General features: G+C 69.9%; 13 protein-coding genes. 8 read left to right on the top strand and 5 right to left on the bottom strand.

All coding sequences use genetic code 11. The features are described from left to right. Positions 1-39: 39 nt before the first annotated feature. From ACWPKK_RS12085 to coaBC, 4 genes are all read right to left on the bottom strand, one after another. Complete coding sequence (locus tag ACWPKK_RS12085) at positions 40-2,319, bottom strand: PAS-domain containing protein (RefSeq protein ID WP_452004183.1); 2,280 nt, start codon at positions 2,317-2,319, stop codon at positions 40-42. A gap of 172 nt (positions 2,320-2,491) precedes the next feature. Further along, positions 2,492-6,238, bottom strand: coding sequence for an ATP-binding protein (locus ACWPKK_RS12080; RefSeq protein ID WP_452004181.1), 3,747 nt, complete (start codon positions 6,236-6,238; stop codon positions 2,492-2,494). A gap of 131 nt (positions 6,239-6,369) precedes the next feature. Beyond that, positions 6,370-6,825: a dUTP diphosphatase gene (gene dut / locus ACWPKK_RS12075; RefSeq protein WP_452004179.1), complete on the bottom strand. Its 456-nt coding sequence runs from the start codon at positions 6,823-6,825 to the stop codon at positions 6,370-6,372. A 46-nt stretch (positions 6,826-6,871) separates the two neighbouring features. Next, positions 6,872-8,110, bottom strand: coding sequence for a bifunctional phosphopantothenoylcysteine decarboxylase/phosphopantothenate--cysteine ligase CoaBC (gene coaBC, locus ACWPKK_RS12070; RefSeq protein WP_452004176.1), 1,239 nt, complete (start codon positions 8,108-8,110; stop codon positions 6,872-6,874). A 224-nt stretch (positions 8,111-8,334) separates the two neighbouring features. Between coaBC and ACWPKK_RS12065 the strand changes: the two genes are divergently transcribed. Then, the gene (locus ACWPKK_RS12065) at positions 8,335-9,756 is read left to right on the top strand and encodes a sigma-54-dependent transcriptional regulator (protein WP_324869314.1); all 1,422 of its coding nucleotides are present in this window, start codon (positions 8,335-8,337) and stop codon (positions 9,754-9,756) included. A gap of 289 nt (positions 9,757-10,045) precedes the next feature. Continuing rightward, the gene (locus ACWPKK_RS12060; RefSeq protein WP_109152670.1) at positions 10,046-10,255 is read left to right on the top strand and encodes a cold-shock protein; all 210 of its coding nucleotides are present in this window, start codon (positions 10,046-10,048) and stop codon (positions 10,253-10,255) included. A gap of 15 nt (positions 10,256-10,270) precedes the next feature. On the opposite strand, the gene ACWPKK_RS12055 is transcribed toward ACWPKK_RS12060, so the two are convergent. Further along, the gene (locus tag ACWPKK_RS12055; protein ID WP_452004171.1) at positions 10,271-11,134 is read right to left on the bottom strand and encodes a response regulator; all 864 of its coding nucleotides are present in this window, start codon (positions 11,132-11,134) and stop codon (positions 10,271-10,273) included. A 235-nt stretch (positions 11,135-11,369) separates the two neighbouring features. Between ACWPKK_RS12055 and trpB the strand changes: the two genes are divergently transcribed. The 6 genes from trpB (at position 11,370) to ACWPKK_RS12025 (ending at position 18,077) form a co-directional block, all read left to right on the top strand. After that, positions 11,370-12,587: a tryptophan synthase subunit beta gene (gene trpB, locus ACWPKK_RS12050; RefSeq protein WP_452004168.1), complete on the top strand. Its 1,218-nt coding sequence runs from the start codon at positions 11,370-11,372 to the stop codon at positions 12,585-12,587. Positions 12,588-12,595: 8 nt separating this feature from the next. Beyond that, a complete protein-coding gene (trpA, locus tag ACWPKK_RS12045) occupies positions 12,596-13,444 on the top strand; it encodes a tryptophan synthase subunit alpha (protein ID WP_452004166.1) in 849 nt (282 codons plus the stop codon). A 155-nt stretch (positions 13,445-13,599) separates the two neighbouring features. Beyond that, positions 13,600-14,652 (top strand): acetyl-CoA carboxylase, carboxyltransferase subunit beta, encoded by a 1,053-nt coding sequence (gene accD, locus ACWPKK_RS12040; RefSeq protein WP_324869318.1) that lies wholly within the window; start codon positions 13,600-13,602, stop codon positions 14,650-14,652. Positions 14,653-14,685: 33 nt separating this feature from the next. Continuing rightward, complete coding sequence (locus ACWPKK_RS12035; RefSeq protein ID WP_452004163.1) at positions 14,686-16,044, top strand: bifunctional folylpolyglutamate synthase/dihydrofolate synthase; 1,359 nt, start codon at positions 14,686-14,688, stop codon at positions 16,042-16,044. A gap of 73 nt (positions 16,045-16,117) precedes the next feature. Continuing rightward, on the top strand, positions 16,118-17,170 hold the full coding sequence (locus tag ACWPKK_RS12030; RefSeq protein WP_452004160.1) for an EamA family transporter: 1,053 nt from the start codon (positions 16,118-16,120) through the stop codon (positions 17,168-17,170). 31 nt (positions 17,171-17,201) lie between these two features. Further along, on the top strand, positions 17,202-18,077 hold the full coding sequence (locus ACWPKK_RS12025) for a hypothetical protein (protein ID WP_452004157.1): 876 nt from the start codon (positions 17,202-17,204) through the stop codon (positions 18,075-18,077). Positions 18,078-18,112 lie beyond the last annotated feature (35 nt).

The raw sequence follows: 18,112 nt of genomic DNA, 5'->3' as shown, positions 1-18,112 counted from the left end.
TGGACAAGGATAACGCCGGCGGCGGGGCTTGGGTCCCGGTCACCCGGCCTTCACGCCGTTGGCGGGCGCGCGCACCGGCATGATGCAGCGGACATGGGCACTGCGGTAGACGCCGGTGCCGCCGGATTCATCCAGTTCCAGCCGGCCGCCATGCAACTCCATCACGTTGCGCGCCAGCGAGACGCCGAGTGCGGCCGCACCCTGCGGATCGGCGTCCGGCGGAGCGGCGCCGCTGACCGACAGGGTGATGCTGCCGTTCAGCCGTTCGCCGGCCAGCCGGATGCGGCGGTCGTGCGGCGGGTTGCGGATGGCACCGACCACCAGGGTGAACAGCGCCTGCTTCAGCCGCTTGCCGTCTCCCTCGATCTCGCCCAATGCCTCCGGTGCCACGACCTCCATGCGCAGTCCTTCGCGCCGGGCCCATTCGCGGGTGAGGCTGGCCACCGAGTCGAGCAGGTCGGGCAGGCTGACCGTCTCGCGTTCCAGCGTGTTCACGCCGGCCCCCAGGCTGGTCAGGTCGACGACGTCGTCGATCAGTTCCAGCAACCGCTCTCCGGCCGTCAGCATGCTGCGCACATACTCCATCTGCCGGGCGTTGAGTTCGCCGAAATACTGGTTCGCCAGCACCTCGGCAAAGCCGATGATGCCGTTCAGCGGCGTGCGCAGATGGTGGGAGACGTTGGCGATGAACTCGCTCTTCAACTGGTCGGCAGCCTCGAGCGCGGCGTTGGAGGCCCGCAGCGCCGTCTCCAGCCGGGCGCCGTCGGTCACGTCCAGATAGCTGTTCAGCACCGCCCCGTCGGGCAGCGGGAGGGTGGAGAACTCCACCACCGACCCGTCGCTGCGCTCCACCCGGCCGGAGCGGACGCTGCGTTCCAGCGTGGCGCCGATCAGTTCCTCCTTCAGGGCTTCCCAGCCGGAGGCGGCGGCCTCGCCGGCCTTGTCCGGCGGCGCGATCTCCAGCAGCGGGCGCATGCGTTCGAAGACGTCAGCGATGTGCGGTTCGCCGTGCAGGTCGCCGTCCGCCAGATCCCAGATGCGGGCAAAGGCCGGGTTGGACAGCTTCAGCCGGCCGTCGCCGCCGAACACCGCGATGCCCTCCGCCAGATTGTCCAGCGTCTCCTGCTGCACGGCCATCAGCGTGTTGTAGGAGGATTCCAGCGCCAGCGTGTTGGTCACGTCCTCCAGGATGGTGATCAGCCCGCCTTGCGGATGGGGAGCGGCCAGATGGCGCAGCGTGGTGCCGTCGGGCAGGTGCAGCATCTCCTCCAGCGGTTCCACCAGATGGGTGTAGCGGGTCAGGCGCTCGCGCTTGAAGGTCTGGTAGTCGGCATATTCCGGCAGGCGGCGGCGGGCGCGCAGCTCCTCCAGCAACTCGGCGTTGGTGGGTTCGGTGCGCAGCCACGCCTCGTCCAGGTCCCACAGCCGGGCATAGGCCTGGTTGAAGAAGGTCAGGCGGGTGTCGGGACCGAAGATGGCGATGGCGGTGCCGAGCCGTTCCAGCACCTCTGCATGGGCGGTCAGGTGGCGGTCCAGTTCGCCGCGCAGTTCCTCCAGCGGGGTCAGGTCCAGGGCATAGCCGACCACCAGCGTGCCGCCGCCGTCGGTCAGCGGCAGCGGCGCTTCCGTCACCTCCAGCAAACGGCGTTCGGTGCCGATCACCACGGGTGCGCGGTCGGACTGGGCGAAGCCGCCGCTGCGCGCCCGTTCGGCCAGGGCCGGACCGGTGGCGGTCAGTTCACGTCCTTCCGTCACCACGTTGTCCGGATCGCTGTCGACGGCGCGGGCATAGGCGCGATTGCACCAGGACAGCCGTAAGGAGCGGTCGCGCATCCACACCGGGATCGGCAGGGCGTCGGCCATCGCCTGCAGCTCCGCAAGGCGGGAGCGGGCGACCCCGGTTTCCTTCTCGTGACGGCGGGTCGCGTCCTGCGCGGCGTCGCGGGCGATGGTGACGTCCTCGATCCACACCACGTCGCAGCAGCTGTCGCCGGCACAGCCGCGCCGGCCGGTCAGCACCAGTCGCCGGCCATCCGGCGCCAGCCCTTCGCACCGGAAAGGCTCGCCGTCGCGGCGCAGGCGGGCAAGGGCGGCAGCGAAGTCTGGCGACGGCACCGCGTCCGGCAACGCGTCGGCCTTGGAGATGTCCAGCAGGGCCGCCGCCTCGTCCGACAAGGCGCCCCCGCCCGATTCGGTCCAGGCGCACCAGGGATAGGGAGAGGCGGCGAGCATCGCCCGCCAGCGGTCGCGGTCTGCGGCTGCATGTTCGGCCTCGCGCCGGGTTTCCTTGTTCCAAAAGAAGCCAGCGAAACCGACCACGCTTTCCACCCCCGGATCGCCGGGCTTGTCGACGGCCCGGCTGAATCAGTCGAAATGAATCAAGATATCCAGAGTAGTTCAGCCATACCCCACCGACAAGCAACTCGCGTCCACCGTGCGCCTTTTCGGGTTGCCCTTCCCGTCCAGGTAGATTTCGCCCCAACACGTCCGGTCACGCTATGCTCTCTTCCGGCTGGGGCACCGTCTCTTTCGTGTGACGGAGCTCGTGAATCGCTTTTTCGACCTCCGGGAAGGCAGCGGCCATCGCGTGGGCATGGCGTTCCACCTCCTCCAGCTGCGCGTTCACGATCGCGCGCTCCAGCGCGGTGCAGGCGGCGGCCAGCACCCGCGCGCCCGCGGTGCGTGCCGCCCCGGCGGCGGAATGGGCGGCCGCCCGTGCCTCCTCCATCTCCCCGGCGTCGAGCGCCTGCCGCACCCGGTCCAGGGTGGGCCGCGTCGTTTCGATGAAGAAGTCCATCATGTCCAGCGTGCCGCCATCGATGCCGTCCTCCCGGCCTCCGCCGAAGGTCTCGCGAAGGTGGTCGAGGTCGAGCACCGGCAGGGCCGAGTCGTCGGGCGGGTGGGAGGGTTGCGGTCCCGGCGGCACCTTCGCCTCCGGCGGGCGGGGAGGGGGGTCGAGCCGCCGGGCCAGCACCTGCGACAGCTGGGCGAGCGTCACCGGCTTGGCGAGGTAATCGTCCATGCCGGCGGCCAGACAGCGCTCCATCTCGCCGGACAGCGCATTGGCGGTCATGGCGACGATGGCGGTGCGCCGGCCGGTCCCGACCTCCTCCGCCCGAATGCGGCGGGCAAGCTCGTAGCCGTCCATCACCGGCATGTGGCAGTCGGTGATGACCAGCCGGTGGCGGCCGGCCCGCCATGCCGCCAGCGCCTGCTCCCCATCGGCCGCCAGATCCACCGCGCAGCCCAGGCGGCGGAGCTGGCGCAGAACGACCTGCTGGTTGGTCGGATGGTCTTCCGCCACCAGGACCGGGCCGCGGGCCGGCGGGCTGCCACGCTCTCCCTCTCCCGTGCCGGCCGGGATGGCGAGCGGCTGTCCGGACCGCTCCGCAGCGGCATCCGGGGCGGCATCCGGGGCGGCATCCGGGACGCCGGCACGGTCCGCGTCGGGTGCTGCACGGCCGGTCAGGAGGGCGGCGGCGCGGATCAGGGCGGCGCGGTGGACCGGCTGGGCCAGCCCGCCCGGTCCGCCGTGGGGCGAAGCGGCCGCGGGACCGTTTCCCCGCCCGTCGCCCAGCAGCAGCCGCGGCAGTCCGGGTCCGCAGGCGCCGGCCAGCGGTTCCAGACGTCCGGCCATCGCCCCGCTGGTGACCAGCAGCCCCACCCCCCCGCGCCCCAGTCGGGACGCCGCATCGGCCACCGTGGCGGCGGCGGTCACCGTCGCCCCACCCTGCTCCAGGTATCGGGCCAGCACGTCGCGCTGCACGTCATCCTCGTCGGCGACCAGCACGGCCAGTCCGGCCAGCGGCGCCGGGGCGGGCAAGACGGGATCCTCCCCCCGCGGCAGATCCACCGTGAACCAGAAGGTCGACCCTCGGCCGGGGACCGACTCAAGGCCGATCCGTCCGCCCATCCGTTCGATCAGGCGGGTGCAAATCGCCAGCCCCAGCCCGGTGCCGCCGAAGCGCCGGGTGGTGGAACTGTCGGCCTGACTGAAGGGCTGGAACAGCCGGGCCTGCCCCTCCGGCCCGATGCCGATGCCGGTGTCCTCCACCGCCACATGCAGGCTGACATGATCCTGACGCGTGGACCCGGCGGCATGGACGCGCAGCACCACGCGGCCGCGGTCGGTGAATTTGATGGCATTGCCGGTCAGGTTGAACAGGATCTGGCGCAGCCGGCCCGAATCGCCGCGCAGCCGCGCCGGCACCGACCGGTCGATGTCGCAGATCAGGGCCAACCCCTTCTGGTGGGCCTGGGGCGCCAGAAGGTCGGCCACCCCCTCCACCAGTTCGGCCGGGCGCAGGTCGAGTTCCTCAAGGTCCAGCTTCCCGGCCTCGATCTTCGACAAATCCAGGATGTCGTCGATGATCCGCAGCAGCGCGGCCCCGCTCTCCCGCATGGTGGAGACCAGCGTGCGCTGCTCCTCGTCCAGCGGGGTCAGCGCCATCAGTTCCAGCATGCCGAGCACGCCGTTCATCGGGGTGCGGATCTCGTGGCTCATGGTCGCCAGGAATTCCGCCTTCGACCGGGCGGCGATCTCCGCCTGTTCCTTGGCGGCGCGCAACGCCTCTTCCGCCTGCTTGCGCGCGGTGATGTCGTAGCTCCAGGCCAGCACCGCCGGCTCGCCCTCGAAGCTGGTGCGCTGGAGCGTCTGCAGGGCCCAGACCCGGCTGCCGTCCGGCCGGTCGACCGCCACCTCCGCGTCGCGCACCACCACGCCGCCCGCCTCCACCTCATGCCCCAGCCCTTGCACTTGCCCCTGCCCCTGCCCCTGCCCCGCTCCGCCCCGGCTGATGCTGGCGCCCGGCAGCGCCAGCGCGTGGCGGCTGCCGACGAACGCGTCCAGCGGCCGGCCGGCCAGCTCGGCGGCGCGGGCATTGGCGAAGGCGACGGTGCCGTCGGTGCGGCCGATGGAGACGCCGACCGGGCTCTGCTCCAGGATGGTGCGCAGCCGCCGCTCGCCGTCGGCCAGCGCGCTTTCGCGGGCGCGGATGGTGGTGACGAAATAAGCCAGCGCGCGGGCCATCTCGCCGATCTCGTCCCGGCTGCCGGACGGGGTGGCGGGGGGCAGGTCGAGGTCGGGCATCGCCGCCGGCTCGGCCGTCTCCACCGCCTGCATGGCGCTGCGCAGCCGGCGCAGCCGCGCCACCACGTTGCGGTGGATGTAGGCGAAAATCGCGGCGGCGCCCAGGATGGACAGCAGCGCCATGGCGATGACCGCCCGCTCGCCGTCGCGGATCACCCGCTCGAATTCGGATGAGCGGCGGGCGACGTCCTGCTCCACCGCCAGGAAATAGTCGGACACGATGCCGACCAGCTGGTCCGACACCGCCTGATTGCGTGCAGCCGACCGCTTGACCGCCCGCTGCAGCGACAGCTCCGCCGCGCGCAGGGTGAACAGGGGGGATCGCCCGAAGGCCGCCTCCTCCACCTCGCGCTGCAGCGGCTGCAGCCGGGCGGCGCGGTCCGGCGGCAGCAGGGCCAGCGCCGCGGCGGCATTGTCCAGCGCCATGCGGGTCTCGGCCTGGAATCCGTCCAGCTGGCCGTCGCGGTCGGCGCGCAGGGCGGCCAGCAGCGTGGTGGCCGCCGCAGTCAGGTCCCGGCGCCAGCGTTCCAGCGCGTCGCGGCTGCGCTCCGCCGCCTCGGCATCCGGAAGGCCGGAGCGCGTCTCCATCGGCCAGGGCGCCTCCTCCTCCCGCGACTCGGCGGCGCCGAGCCGGCCGGTCAGGGCGGCCAATGCCTGGGCGCGGGCGTTCGTCTCCGCAGTCAGGGCCAGCTGCTGCCGGACCTGGGCGTTCAGGGTCAGCAGCGTGCCGACCAGCTCGTTCTTGCGGCGGTCGAGTTCGCCCAGATCGGCCTGACCACCGTTTCCTTGGCCAATGTTTGCCTGGCCGCCATTCGCCTGGGAACCGCTGCCTTGGCCGCCGCTCCCTTGCCCGCCGTGTGCGATCAGCCGGGCCATCAGCTGTTCCAGCCGGACGATCTGGTCGCCCATCCGCGCCATCACCGCCTCGCGCGCGGTCTGGTCCTGGGCGGCGACCAACGCGGGGGCGATGGCGGCCACGGCGCCGCTCTGCTGCACCAGCTGCGCGGCGGCGACCAGCCCCGGCACCTTGGCGGTGGCGATCTGCTCGTAGCCCTGGTGGAAGCGGGAAAACAGCGAGACGGCGACGACGCTGGTCGCCGCGGCCAGCCCGCCGATGACCGTCAATCCTGCCAGGATGCGGAACGCCACGCTCCGCCGGGGACTCCGCATGACCACCCCCTCGCCCGCCGCCAGTGCCGGAGGGGGTGCTTCGCCCGCTGCGTCATACCCCTTCCGGCGCGGCGATCATGCCACAGAAACGAAGGCGGGGGATGGAGTTCTCAGGCGACGCCGGTGGACCCGAAGCCGCCGGTGCCGCGCGCGGTCTCGTCCAGCGACGTGACTTCGATCAGCGCCGCCTGGGGGGCCGGGGCGATCACCGCCTGGGCGATGCGGTCGCCGCGGGCGATGGTGAAGGGCTCTTCCCCCAGATTGATCAGGCAGACGCCGACCGGCCCACGATAGTCGCAGTCGACGGTGCCCGGCGTGTTCAGCACCGTCACGCCGTTCTTCACCGCCAGACCGGAACGCGGCCGGATCTGCATCTCCCATCCCGCCGACAGTCCGACGGCGAAGCCGGTCTGCACCAGCATCCGCTTGCCAGGAGCCAGCACGGCGGGCTCATCCGCCGGCACCGCGGCGCGCAGGTCGAAGCCGGCGGCGCCCTCGGTGGCGTAGGAGGGCAGCGGCAGGTCGTCGTTGCCGGGCAGGCGGAGGAAGGCGACGGTGGGGGACATGGCAATTTCCTGAGTTTGACTGTCGGGTGGAGGCACCGGGTAGACGCTACTTCCCTGCGAAATGCCCCGCCACCGCCTCTGCCAGCCGGGCGGCGACGGCGTCCTTGGGCATGGTGGGCCAGGATTCGGTGCCGTCGGCGCGGATCAGGTGGACGGTGTTGTCGCTGCCGCCGAAGGTGCCGGTGCCGGGGGAGACGTCGTTGGCGACGATCCAGTCGCAGCCCTTGCGGGCGCGCTTGGCGGTGGCGTAGGCCAGCACGTCGCCGGTCTCCGCCGCGAAGCCGACCACCAGCGCCGGGCGGCCCTCCCCGGGCCTGGACAGGGTGGCGAGGATGTCGGGGTTCTCGGTCAAGGCCAGTGCCGGCGGGCCGCCGCCGTCCTTCTTCAGCTTGCGGTCGGATGGGCCCTCGACGCGCCAGTCGGCGACCGCGGCGGCGCAGACCGCGATGTCGGCCGGCAGCGCCGCCTCGCAGGCCGCCAGCATCTCGCGCGCCGTCTCGATATGGACGACGCTGCAGCCGGCGGGGTCGGGCAGGCGGGTCGGGCCGCTGACCAGAGTCACCGCCGCCCCCAGCTTCGCCAGGGCCGCGGCGATGGCGTGCCCCTGCTTGCCCGACGAGCGGTTGGCGATGTAGCGCACCGGGTCGATCGGCTCGTGCGTCGGGCCGCTGGTCACGATGGCGCGGCGGCCGGTCAATGGGAGGCCGGCGAGAGGGCGATGCGAGTCCTCCGCGAAAATCGTGGCGATGGCGTCGATGATCTCCATCGGCTCGGCCATGCGGCCGGGGCCGTATTCGTTGCAGGCCATCACGCCCTCGTTCGGGCCGACGCGCCGGACGCCGCGGCTTTCCAGCAGCGCCATGTTGGCCTGGGTCGCGGCATGCTGCCACATCCGCACATTCATGGCGGGGGCGACCAGCACCGGCTTGTCGGTGGCCAGCAGGACGGTGGCGGCCAGATCGTCGGCCATGCCGGCGGCCATGCGCGCCAGCAGGTTGGCGGTGGCCGGCGCCACCACCAGCAGGTCGGCCTCGCGCGACAGGCGGATGTGGCCCATCTCCGATTCGTCGGTCAGCGACCACAGGTCCCGGTAGACGGTGTCCTCGGTCAGCGCCTGGACCGACAACGGCGTGACGAAGCGGGCGCCGGCCTCGGTCAGCACCGCGCGCACCGTCACGCCCCGTTCGCGCAGGCGACGGATCAGGTCCAGGCTCTTGTAGGCGGCAATGCCGCCGGCGATGACCAGCAGCACGCGCTTGCCGGCCAGAATGGCGTAATCGGCCATGGCGAACCCCCCTCGTCCCGACACCTCGATGTCCGCTGCTGATAGTTCATCGCGCCTCCCCCGGCAAGCGGCGGCACCGCGACATATCCGGTCCGGCAGGGATATCCCTGTGTGGATATCGATGCGCCCGCCGGCCAGTGCATGCGCGTGGGGGTGGGATTTTCAGAAATATCTGTTAGACAATAGGACCAGCCCTGCCCCTACCTCTGCGTGTCGCCCACAGCATGCCGCCCGGTTCCATCCCCGTCCTGCTGATCGAAGACACGCCGTCGCTGGCCCGTGTCTATGCGGAATACCTGAAGAAGGAATCCCACACCGTCATCTCGGTGGAGACGGGGGCCGACGCGCTGGCGCAGCTGAACGACGGCGCGCCCAAGGTGGTGCTGCTGGACCTGCAGCTGCCGGACATGAACGGGATGGAGGTGCTGAAACGCATCGACGCCCAGGCCCTGCCCTGCGCGGTCATCGTCATCACCGCCCACGGCTCGGTGAAGGCGGCGGTGGAGGCGATGCGCTACGGCGCCTATGATTTCCTGGTGAAGCCCTTCTCCGCCGACCGGCTGGTGGTGACGGTCCGCAACGCGATGGAGCGTCTGCGGCTGGCCCAGCTGGTCGACACCTTCGAGAAGGACCTGAACCGCGCCCGCTATCACGGCTTCATCGGTTCGTCGCTGGCGATGCAGGCGGTCTACCGCATCGTCGACAGCGCCGCCTCCTCGCGCGCCACCGTCTTCATCACCGGCGAGTCGGGCACCGGCAAGGAGGTTTGCGCCGAGGCGATCCACCGCCAGAGCCAGCGGGCGGCAAGGCCCTTCATCGCCATCAACTGCGGCGCCATCCCGAAGGATCTCATGGAAAGCGAGATCTTCGGCCATGTGAAGGGCAGTTTCACCGGGGCGGTGTCCGACCGCGAGGGCGCGGCGTCGCGCGCCGACGGCGGCACCCTGTTCCTGGACGAGATCTGCGAACTGGCGCCCGACCTGCAGACCAAGCTGCTGCGCTTCATCCAGACCGGCACCTTCACGCCCGTGGGCGGGTCGAAGCTGGAGAAGGTCGACCTGCGCATCGTCTGCGCCACCAACCGCGACCCCCTGCGCGAGGTGGAGGAGGGACGGTTCCGCGAGGATCTGTACTACCGCCTGCACGTCATCCCCATCCACCTGCCGCCGCTGCGCGAGCGCGAGGACGACGTGCTGGGGATCGCCCGCCATTATCTGGCGGAATTCGCGAAGGAGGAGAAGAAGGGCTTCACCAGCTTCTCCCCCGAAGCGCAACAGGCGCTGCGCCATTACCACTGGCCGGGAAATGTCCGGCAGCTGCAGAATGTCGTGCGCATCGTCGCGGTCCTGCATGACGGCGACACGGTGACGCCGGAGATGCTGCCGCCGCCGCTGGGCACGCCGCAGCCCGTGGTTCCCGCCGCAGCACCCGCCCTGGCGGCGGGCGGTGCCGCCCCGGCGCCGCGCCCGCATGTCCCCCCCTCCCCCGACTCCATCAAGCCCCTGTGGGAGGTGGAGAAGGACGCCATCGAGGATGCCATCGCCGCCTGCGACGGCAACATCCCGCGCGCCGCCGCCCTGCTGCAGATCAGCGCGTCCACGATCTACCGCAAACGTCTGGCCTGGCAGGCCGAAGGGAAGCTCTAACCCTTTATTTCGGCAAGGATTTCCTGAAGAAGTCGGGAAGCCGTCAAGAAATGGGCTAATACCCTTCGACAAAGTCCCGTCGCCTTGGTCGTAATTCCACTCGGGATTTCGTCATCCTTTGTCCTATGCCGTGAGACGGAATTGCCCGCAACCACAGCATGCGGCTAGCCTCCCCGCACAATGTCTTGGTTCCGCTTGCCCGGCAGACCTCATGGCGCGGCCGATGCCGGCGATTCTGGACCAATCCGTTTTGCTAAAGACTTGTCTCGCAGTGACTAGGGGGAGGCTCATGACCAACGGCACCGTAAAATGGTTCAACACCACCAAGGGGTACGGCTTCATCGCGCCGGAGGCCGGTTCGAAGGACGTGTTCGTGCACATCACCGCGGTCCAGCGCTCCGGCCTGCATGCCCTGTCGGAAGGCCAGCGCGTTCAATTCGAGGTAGAGCGCGGCAACAACGGCAAGGACTCCGCGGTGAACATCAGCGTCGTCGAGTGACGGGTCCCCGCTGAGTCAGACCGGATACCCGGCGGCGCGGTAGGCCGCGATGGCATCCCCGGCCAGCCGGGGAATCTCGCCGCGCAGCCCTTCCACCGTGTCCGCCGCCCCGTCTCCCCGCCTTTCAGCTCCTTCCGCCCCAAGCGAGGCCCGGCAGGCCATCTCCAACGCGCGTGCGGCGCTGCACAGGGCGCGGGCGCCGAAGGTCCCGGCGGTGCTTTTCAGCGTGTGCGCCTCGCGCGTCAGGACGGCGGGGTCGGTCTCCGCCATGATGCGCGCCACCCGCTCCCCCGTTTCCTCCACGAACTGCCGCAGCACGTCGGCCAGCAACTCCGCATCCAGATCCTGGGCCAGCTGGGCCAGCACCTCGCGGTCCAGCACCTCGCCCGCCGCTTCGGGAGCTGCCGCTGCGCAGGGGCCGAAACCGGCCGATCCGCCGGCGGGTGGCTCGGAGCACAGGGACAGGCGCAGCCATTTCTCCACCGTCTCCAGCAGCAACGCCCGGTCCACCGGCTTGGCGACATGGTCGTTCATGCCGGCGTCCTGGCAGCGGACGCGGTCGGCCTCCTCGGTGTCGGCGGTCATGGCGACCACCGGCACCCGGCCGGCCGGCCCCGGCAGGTCGCGCAGCAGCCGCGTGGCGGTCAGCCCGTCCATCTCCGGCATCGACAAGTCCATCAGGATCAGGTCATAGCCGCCGGCCTGCGCCGCCATCACCGCTTCCAGCCCATTGTTGGCGGTGTCGGCGCGGTGGCCGGCCTGGGCAAGGATGGCGGTGACCAGCATCTGGTTCAGCGGACTGTCCTCCACCACCAGAATCCGGCGGGGAACCGGCTGGAGATCCGTGGGGAGAAGCGACGGCGGCGTCCGCTGCGTCATCGGAAGCATGCTCCGCAATAAAGGAGGCGCCAGTGTAAGGGCGCGGCCTTGTCCATGCAAAGCCCCGCTCCATGTTTGCGGACGGGTGGAAATCGCGGATTTCCGTGGCCCGGCGCTTCAAATCGGCGCGTCCCACCGGTATGGTGGCGCGCTTGGCCGGCGTCCGGACCCGATGCCGCCCGCAAGACCGAGCCCTATCCCGGCTTTCCTTCGACTTCAGGCAGTGCCGCAGACGATGACCAAACTGAACACCTACCGCTCCGGTCCCGACGAGCGCGGGCATTTCGGAATCTTTGGCGGCCGTTTCGTCGCCGAGACGCTGATGCCCCTGATCCTGGAGGTCGAGAAGGCCTATCGCGAGGCGCGGGCCGATCCCGCCTTCGAAGGCGAGATGCGCCAGCAGCTGAAGCAGTATGTCGGCCGCCCCAACCCGCTCTATTACGCCGAGCGCCTGACCGAGCAGCTGGGCGGGGCCAAGATCTACTTCAAGCGCGAGGAGCTGAACCACACCGGCGCGCACAAGATCAACAACTGCATCGGCCAGATCCTGCTGGCCCGGCGCATGGGCAAGACCCGCATCATCGCCGAGACGGGCGCCGGCCAGCACGGCGTGGCGACCGCGACGGTCTGCGCGCTCTACAACATGCCCTGCGTCATCTACATGGGCGAGACCGACATCGCCCGCCAGCAGCCCAACGTTTTCCGCATGAAGCTGCTGGGCGCCGAGGTCCGTCCCGTGACGTCGGGCAGCGGCACGCTGAAGGACGCGATGAACGAGGCGCTGCGCGACTGGGTCACCAACGTCTCCGACACCTTCTACATCATCGGCACCGCCGCCGGCCCGCACCCCTATCCCGCCATGGTCCGCGATTTCCAGTCGGTGATCGGCGACGAGGTGCGCACCCAGATGCAGGAACAGGAAGGCCGGCTGCCCGACAGCCTGGTCGCCTGCGTCGGCGGCGGGTCGAACGCCATCGGCCTGTTCCACCCCTTCCTGGACGACTCGTCGGTGCAGATGATCGGCGTCGAGGCCGCCGGCCGCGGCATCGAGAAGGGGCCGCTCGACCATGCCGCCTCGATCAACGGCGGCCGTCCCGGCGTGCTGCACGGCAACCGCACCTACCTGCTGCAGGACGAGGACGGCCAGATCCTGGAAGGCCACTCGATCTCCGCCGGCCTCGACTATCCCGGCATCGGGCCGGAGCACAGCTGGCTGCATGACGTCGGCCGCGTCGAATACGCCTATGCCACCGACCAGGAGGCGCTGGACGCCTTCCAGCTCTGCGCCCGCACCGAGGGCATCATCCCGGCGCTGGAATCTGCCCACGGCCTTGCCGAAGTGATCAAGCGCGCACCGAAACTGCCCAAGGACCACCTGATGGTGCTGTGCCTGTCGGGCCGCGGCGACAAGGACATCTTCTCCGTCGCCAAGCATCTGGGAGTGGAACTGTGAGTGCCGACATGAAGAGTGCCGATGTTGGGGCCGATGGCCGCATCGCCCGCCGTTTTGCCGCGCTGAAGGCGGAGGGACGCGCCGGTCTGGTCACCTTCATCACCGCCGGCGACCCCGATCCCGCCGTGTCGCAGTCGGTGCTGAACGGCCTGCCGGCCGCCGGCGCCGACCTGATCGAACTGGGCATGCCCTTCACCGATCCGATGGCCGACGGCCCGGCGATCCAGGCCTCTTCGCTGCGCGCGCTGAAGGCCGGGATGACGGTGCGCAAGACGCTGGAGATGGTCCGCGGCTTCCGCAAGCAGGATGCCGACACGCCGATCATCCTGATGGGTTATTTCAACCCGATCCACGCCTATGGGGTGGAGCCCTTCCTGGCCGACGCGCGCGCGGCCGGGGTGGACGGCCTGATCGTCGTCGACCTGCCGCCGGAAGAGGACGAGGAGCTGTGCATCCCGGCGGTGCAGGCCGGCGTCAGCTTCGTCCGACTGACGACGCCGACCACCGACGAGGCACGCATGCCGGCCGTGATGCGCAACACGTCGGGCTTCGTCTATTACGTGTCGATCGCCGGCATCACCGGCACCGCCAGCGCGTCGAACACCGCTATCGACGCGGCGGTCGCCCGGCTGAAGCGCCACACCGACCTGCCGGTCGCCGTCGGCTTCGGCATCAAGACGCCGGACCAGGCCGCCGAGGTCGCCCGCGTCGCCGACGCCGCCGTGGTCGGCTCCGCCATCGTCACCCGTCTGGCCGATGGTCTGGACGTATCCGGCGGTGTCAAGCCGGGCACGGTCGAGGACGTGCTGGCCTTCGTCCGCGAACTGGCCGCCGGGGTGCGCGCGGCGCGGGGCTGAGGGACGGACGGTTTACAACGACGGCAAACAGCTTTACGACACCTGCAACACGATCGCTCATGGCGACGAACGGCTGAAGAGCCCGGTGCGGCACGGACCCGATGTCCAGCCGGCGCCGGGCTTCGGCATACCGCCATGTCGTTGAAAGGCGTTCCATGAACTGGCTTACCAACTACGTCCGTCCCAAGATCCGCGCGCTCTACGCCCGCAAGGAAGTGCCCGACAACCTCTGGCACAAGTGCCCGAGCTGCGAGTCGATGCTGTTCCACCGTGATCTGGAAGAGAACCTGCACGTCTGCCAGCATTGCGGCTTCCACATGCGGCTGGACCCCATCAAGCGGCTGGAGTCGATGTTCGACGACGGCGCCTATGAGGGTGTCGAGCTGCCGAAGTCGGTCGCCGATCCGCTGAAGTTCCGCGACCAGAAGCGCTACACCGACCGCCTGAAGGAAGCCCAGACGAAGACCGGCCGCACCGACGCCATCGTGGTGGGCGAGGGGCGGATCGGCGGCCATGCCGCCGTGGTCGCCGCCTTCGACTTCGGCTTCATGGGCGGGTCGATGGGCATCGCCGTCGGCGAAGGGCTGCTGACCGCCGCCCGCCTGGCAGTGGCGAAGAACGCGCCGCTGATCGTCGTTCCGGCCTCGGGCGGCGCCCGCATGCAGGAAGGCATCCTGTCGCTGATGCAGATGCCGCGCACCACCATCGCGGTGGAGATGGTCAAGGAAGCCGGCCTGCCCTACATCGTCGTGCTGACCGACCCGACCACCGGCGGCGTCACCGCCAGCTTCGCCATGCTGGGCGACATCCACATCGCCGAGAAGGGCGCGCAGATCGGCTTCGCCGGCGCCCGCGTGATCGAGAGCACGATCCGCGAGACCCTGCCGGAAGGTTTCCAGCGCTCCGAATACCTGCTGGAACACGGCATGGTCGACATGGTCGTCCACCGCCGGGACCTGCGCCCGACGCTGGTCCGCACCATCGGACTGCTGATGACGCCGCGCATCGACGCGGTGGTGGAGGACCTCGACCTGACCGCCGTCCAGGCGGCCGACGGCGAGCCGGCCCAGATGCCCCAGTCGGCGACGCAGCCGGCCACGCAGCCAGCCACACAGGCGACTGCGGCCCAGCCGGTCGCGACGCAGCAGGCGTCCTCTCAACAGACCGCTGCCCAGCCGGCGGCTCCGGTCCAGGCCGGCGACGACTGACCGCCAACCCCCAGCCCCCGACCAGAGACGATCATGACCGACGCCTCCCTTCCGCTGGCCAATCCGCCCTCCCGGCCGGCCGCGACCCGTTCCGACCCGGTGTTGGACCGGTTGAAGGGGCTTCATCCCAAGGTCATCGACCTGTCGCTGGATAGGGTGCACCGTCTGCTGGCGGCGCTGGACCATCCGGAGCGGAAGCTGCCGCCGGTGGTCCATGTCGCCGGCACCAACGGCAAGGGATCGACGATCGCCTTCCTGCGCGCGATGCTGGAGGCGGCCGGTTACCGCGTCCATGTCTACACCTCGCCGCACCTCGTGCGCTTTCACGAGCGCATCCGGCTGGGCGGGGATCAGGGTGGGCGGCTGATCGACGACGACCATCTGGCCGCCCTGCTGGAGGAGTGCGAGATCGCCAACGCCGGCAACCCGATCACCTTCTTCGAGGTGACGACGGTCGCCGCCTTTCTCGCCTTCTCCCGTGTCCCGGCCGACGTGGTCCTGCTGGAGACCGGGCTGGGCGGGCGGCTGGACGCCACCAATGTGGTGGCGAAGCCGGCGGTGACGGCGATCACCCGCATCTCCTACGACCACCGCCAGTTCCTGGGCGACTCGCTGCTGGAGATCGGCAGCGAGAAGGCCGGCATCTTCAAGCCGGGCGTTCCGGTCGTGCTGGCCCCGCAGCCGGAGGCCGACGCGCTCAGGGCGCTGAAGCTGCGCGCCCACGCCATCGCCGCCCCCATCCAGAGCTGGTCGGTGCAGGAGCGACCGGATGGCTTCCGCTTCGAAAGCGCCAAACGGCAGCTCGACCTGCCGATGCCGGGGCTGGCCGGTGTCCACCAGATCACCAATGCCGGCGTCGCCATCGCCTGTCTGGACCACCTGCCGCTGGCCGTGGACGACGAGGCGGTGCGCAAGGGGCTCGCCACCGTCGAATGGCCGGCCCGGCTGCAGCGCCTGACCCGCGGCCCGCTGGCCGAAAGCCTGCCGCCGGGCTGGGAACTGTGGCTGGACGGCGGCCACAACGATTCGGCGGGTGAGGTGCTGGCCCGGCAGGCGGTCGACTGGTCGCGCGTCCAATCAGGCGGCGGGGCTGCCCTGCCGTTGTTCGTGATCTACGGCATGCTGTCCAGCAAGGACCCGTTCGAGTTCCTGGGCCCGCTGGCTCCCTTCACCCATTCCCTGCGCGCGGTGGCGATCCCCGGCGAGGAAGCCAGCTTCACCGCGGAGGAATCCTGCGAGACCGCCAAACTCTGCGGCATCCGCGACCATGCGGCCTCCGATGGCGTGGAGTCCGCCCTGGCCGATCTCGTGGCAAATCGTCCGGGACCGGCGCGCGTCCTGATCTGCGGCTCGCTCTATCTGGCCGGGACGGTGCTGGCGGAGAACGGCTGAGATCCGTCATTGTCGGGTGGCGGGTTTTTCCAGCCACCGGACGGGTGCGGCTCCCATGGTTCGAACGGGTTCGATGACCGCGATTCTGGCTGCCGTGCTCTTCGGCGTCAGCACGCCGCTGGCGAAGCTGCTGGTCCATGACCTGTCGCCCTGGATGTTGGCGGGCCTGCTGTATCTCGGCTCCGGAACCGGTTTGGGGCTGGTCCGGCTGGTCCGTGGGCTGGTGGTCTCGGCGGAGTGGAGCGAACGGAGCATCCGCGGCACCGAGTGGTTCTGGCTGCTGGGCGCCGTCTTGGCCGGGGGGATCGCCGCACCGGTGCTGCTGATGTCCGGCCTGGCGGCCACGCCGGCATCGAGCGCCTCGCTTCTGCTCAATCTGGAAGGGGTGTTCACCGCTCTCCTGGCGTGGTTCGTCTTCCAGGAAGGCTTCGACCGGCGGCTCGTCGCCGGCATGATCGCCATCGTCGCGGGGGCGGTCGTGCTGTCCTGGGGCGGACCGGTGGACATCGAAAGCGGTTGGGCAAACGGTTGGGCCGGCGGATGGGGAGCGGCCGCGGTTGCCGCTGCCTGCCTGATGTGGGCGGTGGACAACAACCTGACCCGCAAGGTCTCCCTGGCCGACCCCATGGACATCGCCGCCATCAAGGGGCTGGTCGCCGGGGGCGTCAATGTCGGGATCGCCCTGGCGCTGGGCGACGGCATGCCCGCCGTGCCGACGATGGTCGCGGCCATGCTGGTCGGGCTGCTGGGCTACGGCGTCAGCCTCGTCCTGTTCGTGTTCGCCCTGCGGTACATCGGCGCCGCCCGGACGGGAGCGTATTTCTCCACGGCCCCCTTCGTTGGAGGCATCGCCTCCCTGGCGATGTTCGGGGAGCCGCTGACGGTCGGGTTGGTCGTTGCGGCGGTCCTGATGGGAATAGGCGTCTGGCTGCACCTGACCGAGGACCACGACCATGAGCATGTCCACGACGAGATCGAACACGATCACCCGCATGTCCATGACGAGCACCACCAGCATGGTCACGACGGCCCGGTGACCGAGCCGCACAGCCACCGGCACCGCCACGGACGTTTGCGGCACCGGCACGCCCACTTCCCCGATGCCCACCACGTCCACACGCACTGAGGCGTGGGCCAAACCGACAGCAGGAGCCACTATGGGAAGCGTCGCCGACAAGATCGCCCGGAAGGTGGCGACCCAGATCCGCTCTAACGTCATCGACCTGTCCGCGTTTCGGGCGAGCCGGGAGCGTGCCGTTGAGGCCGGTCTCGACGGCAGCCGCTTCAAGGACCTTGTCGAGCAGGGTTACGATCCCGCCTTCGCCTTCTATGCCCAGGGACTGACGCTGGTATCGATGTTCGCCGAGGCGATCTCCGCCATGCCCGAGGCGAAGGGGTACGCCAAGGCGGTGGCGAAGGCGGAGGATGAGTACGTGCCGGACGGGCCACCGATCAGCCCCCTGACGGCGAGCCACTTCAACATGTGGGCCTTTTTCGACCTCCAGTTCGGGTCCAGCCGGGAAACCATGGGGACCTGCATCCTGCGGGTGGCGGAAACCACCGGCATGCCGTCCTGGATCGCCGACATCGTCCGGCCGATGCAGGAGTCCCGCATGGGCTTCCATGTTCACATGGGTATGGACGGCCCGCTGGTGCTGTTGAAGGACATCGTGACCCGGCAGGTGCTGCGGTGCCATTCGGCGACGGGATACCTCGGGGAGCCCGGCCAACTCTGGTACACCCGCCTGCTGCCCCCGCCGGTCCCGGACATCGGCTATCATGTGGTGATCACCACGCCCTACGTGGTGCTGGACGGGACGGAGCAACGGTTCCTTGACTACATCGCCCGCGAGGTCGCCCGAATGGCTGCAACCGGAGGACGGAAAGCCGTGGACGCCGAAGTCCTGCTGAAGTTCGGCCCGACCGCCAACCACTGGAACGAGTACATCTTCCTCGCCTACGTCAATCACCAGTCCGACGCCGTTTTCCTGGCCGGCGTCCCCGACATCCGGGAGAGTTTGCCGCAGGCATGACGCGGCGGGCCGCCGCACCGGCAGGAGGACGACAC

It is taken from the genome of Azospirillum largimobile, assembly GCF_977007025.2.
The sequence above is the reverse complement of the archived record's forward strand: the minus strand, read 5'-3'. Positions and strand labels throughout refer to the sequence as shown.

Excerpts from the sequence above, each read along its gene's own strand:
- dut (WP_452004179.1), bottom strand. The coding sequence starts at position 6,825 with ATGTCCCCCACCGTCGCCTTCCTCCGCCTGCCCGGCAACGACGACCTG.
- coaBC (WP_452004176.1), bottom strand. The coding sequence starts at position 8,110 with ATGGCCGATTACGCCATTCTGGCCGGCAAGCGCGTGCTGCTGGTCATC.
- ACWPKK_RS12065 (WP_324869314.1), top strand. The coding sequence starts at position 8,335 with ATGCCGCCCGGTTCCATCCCCGTCCTGCTGATCGAAGACACGCCGTCG.
- ACWPKK_RS12060 (WP_109152670.1), top strand. The coding sequence starts at position 10,046 with ATGACCAACGGCACCGTAAAATGGTTCAACACCACCAAGGGGTACGGC.
- ACWPKK_RS12055 (WP_452004171.1), bottom strand. The coding sequence starts at position 11,134 with ATGACGCAGCGGACGCCGCCGTCGCTTCTCCCCACGGATCTCCAGCCG.
- trpB (WP_452004168.1), top strand. The coding sequence starts at position 11,370 with ATGACCAAACTGAACACCTACCGCTCCGGTCCCGACGAGCGCGGGCAT.
- trpA (WP_452004166.1), top strand. The coding sequence starts at position 12,596 with ATGAAGAGTGCCGATGTTGGGGCCGATGGCCGCATCGCCCGCCGTTTT.
- accD (WP_324869318.1), top strand. The coding sequence starts at position 13,600 with ATGAACTGGCTTACCAACTACGTCCGTCCCAAGATCCGCGCGCTCTAC.
- ACWPKK_RS12035 (WP_452004163.1), top strand. The coding sequence starts at position 14,686 with ATGACCGACGCCTCCCTTCCGCTGGCCAATCCGCCCTCCCGGCCGGCC.
- ACWPKK_RS12030 (WP_452004160.1), top strand. The coding sequence starts at position 16,118 with ATGACCGCGATTCTGGCTGCCGTGCTCTTCGGCGTCAGCACGCCGCTG.
- ACWPKK_RS12025 (WP_452004157.1), top strand. The coding sequence starts at position 17,202 with ATGGGAAGCGTCGCCGACAAGATCGCCCGGAAGGTGGCGACCCAGATC.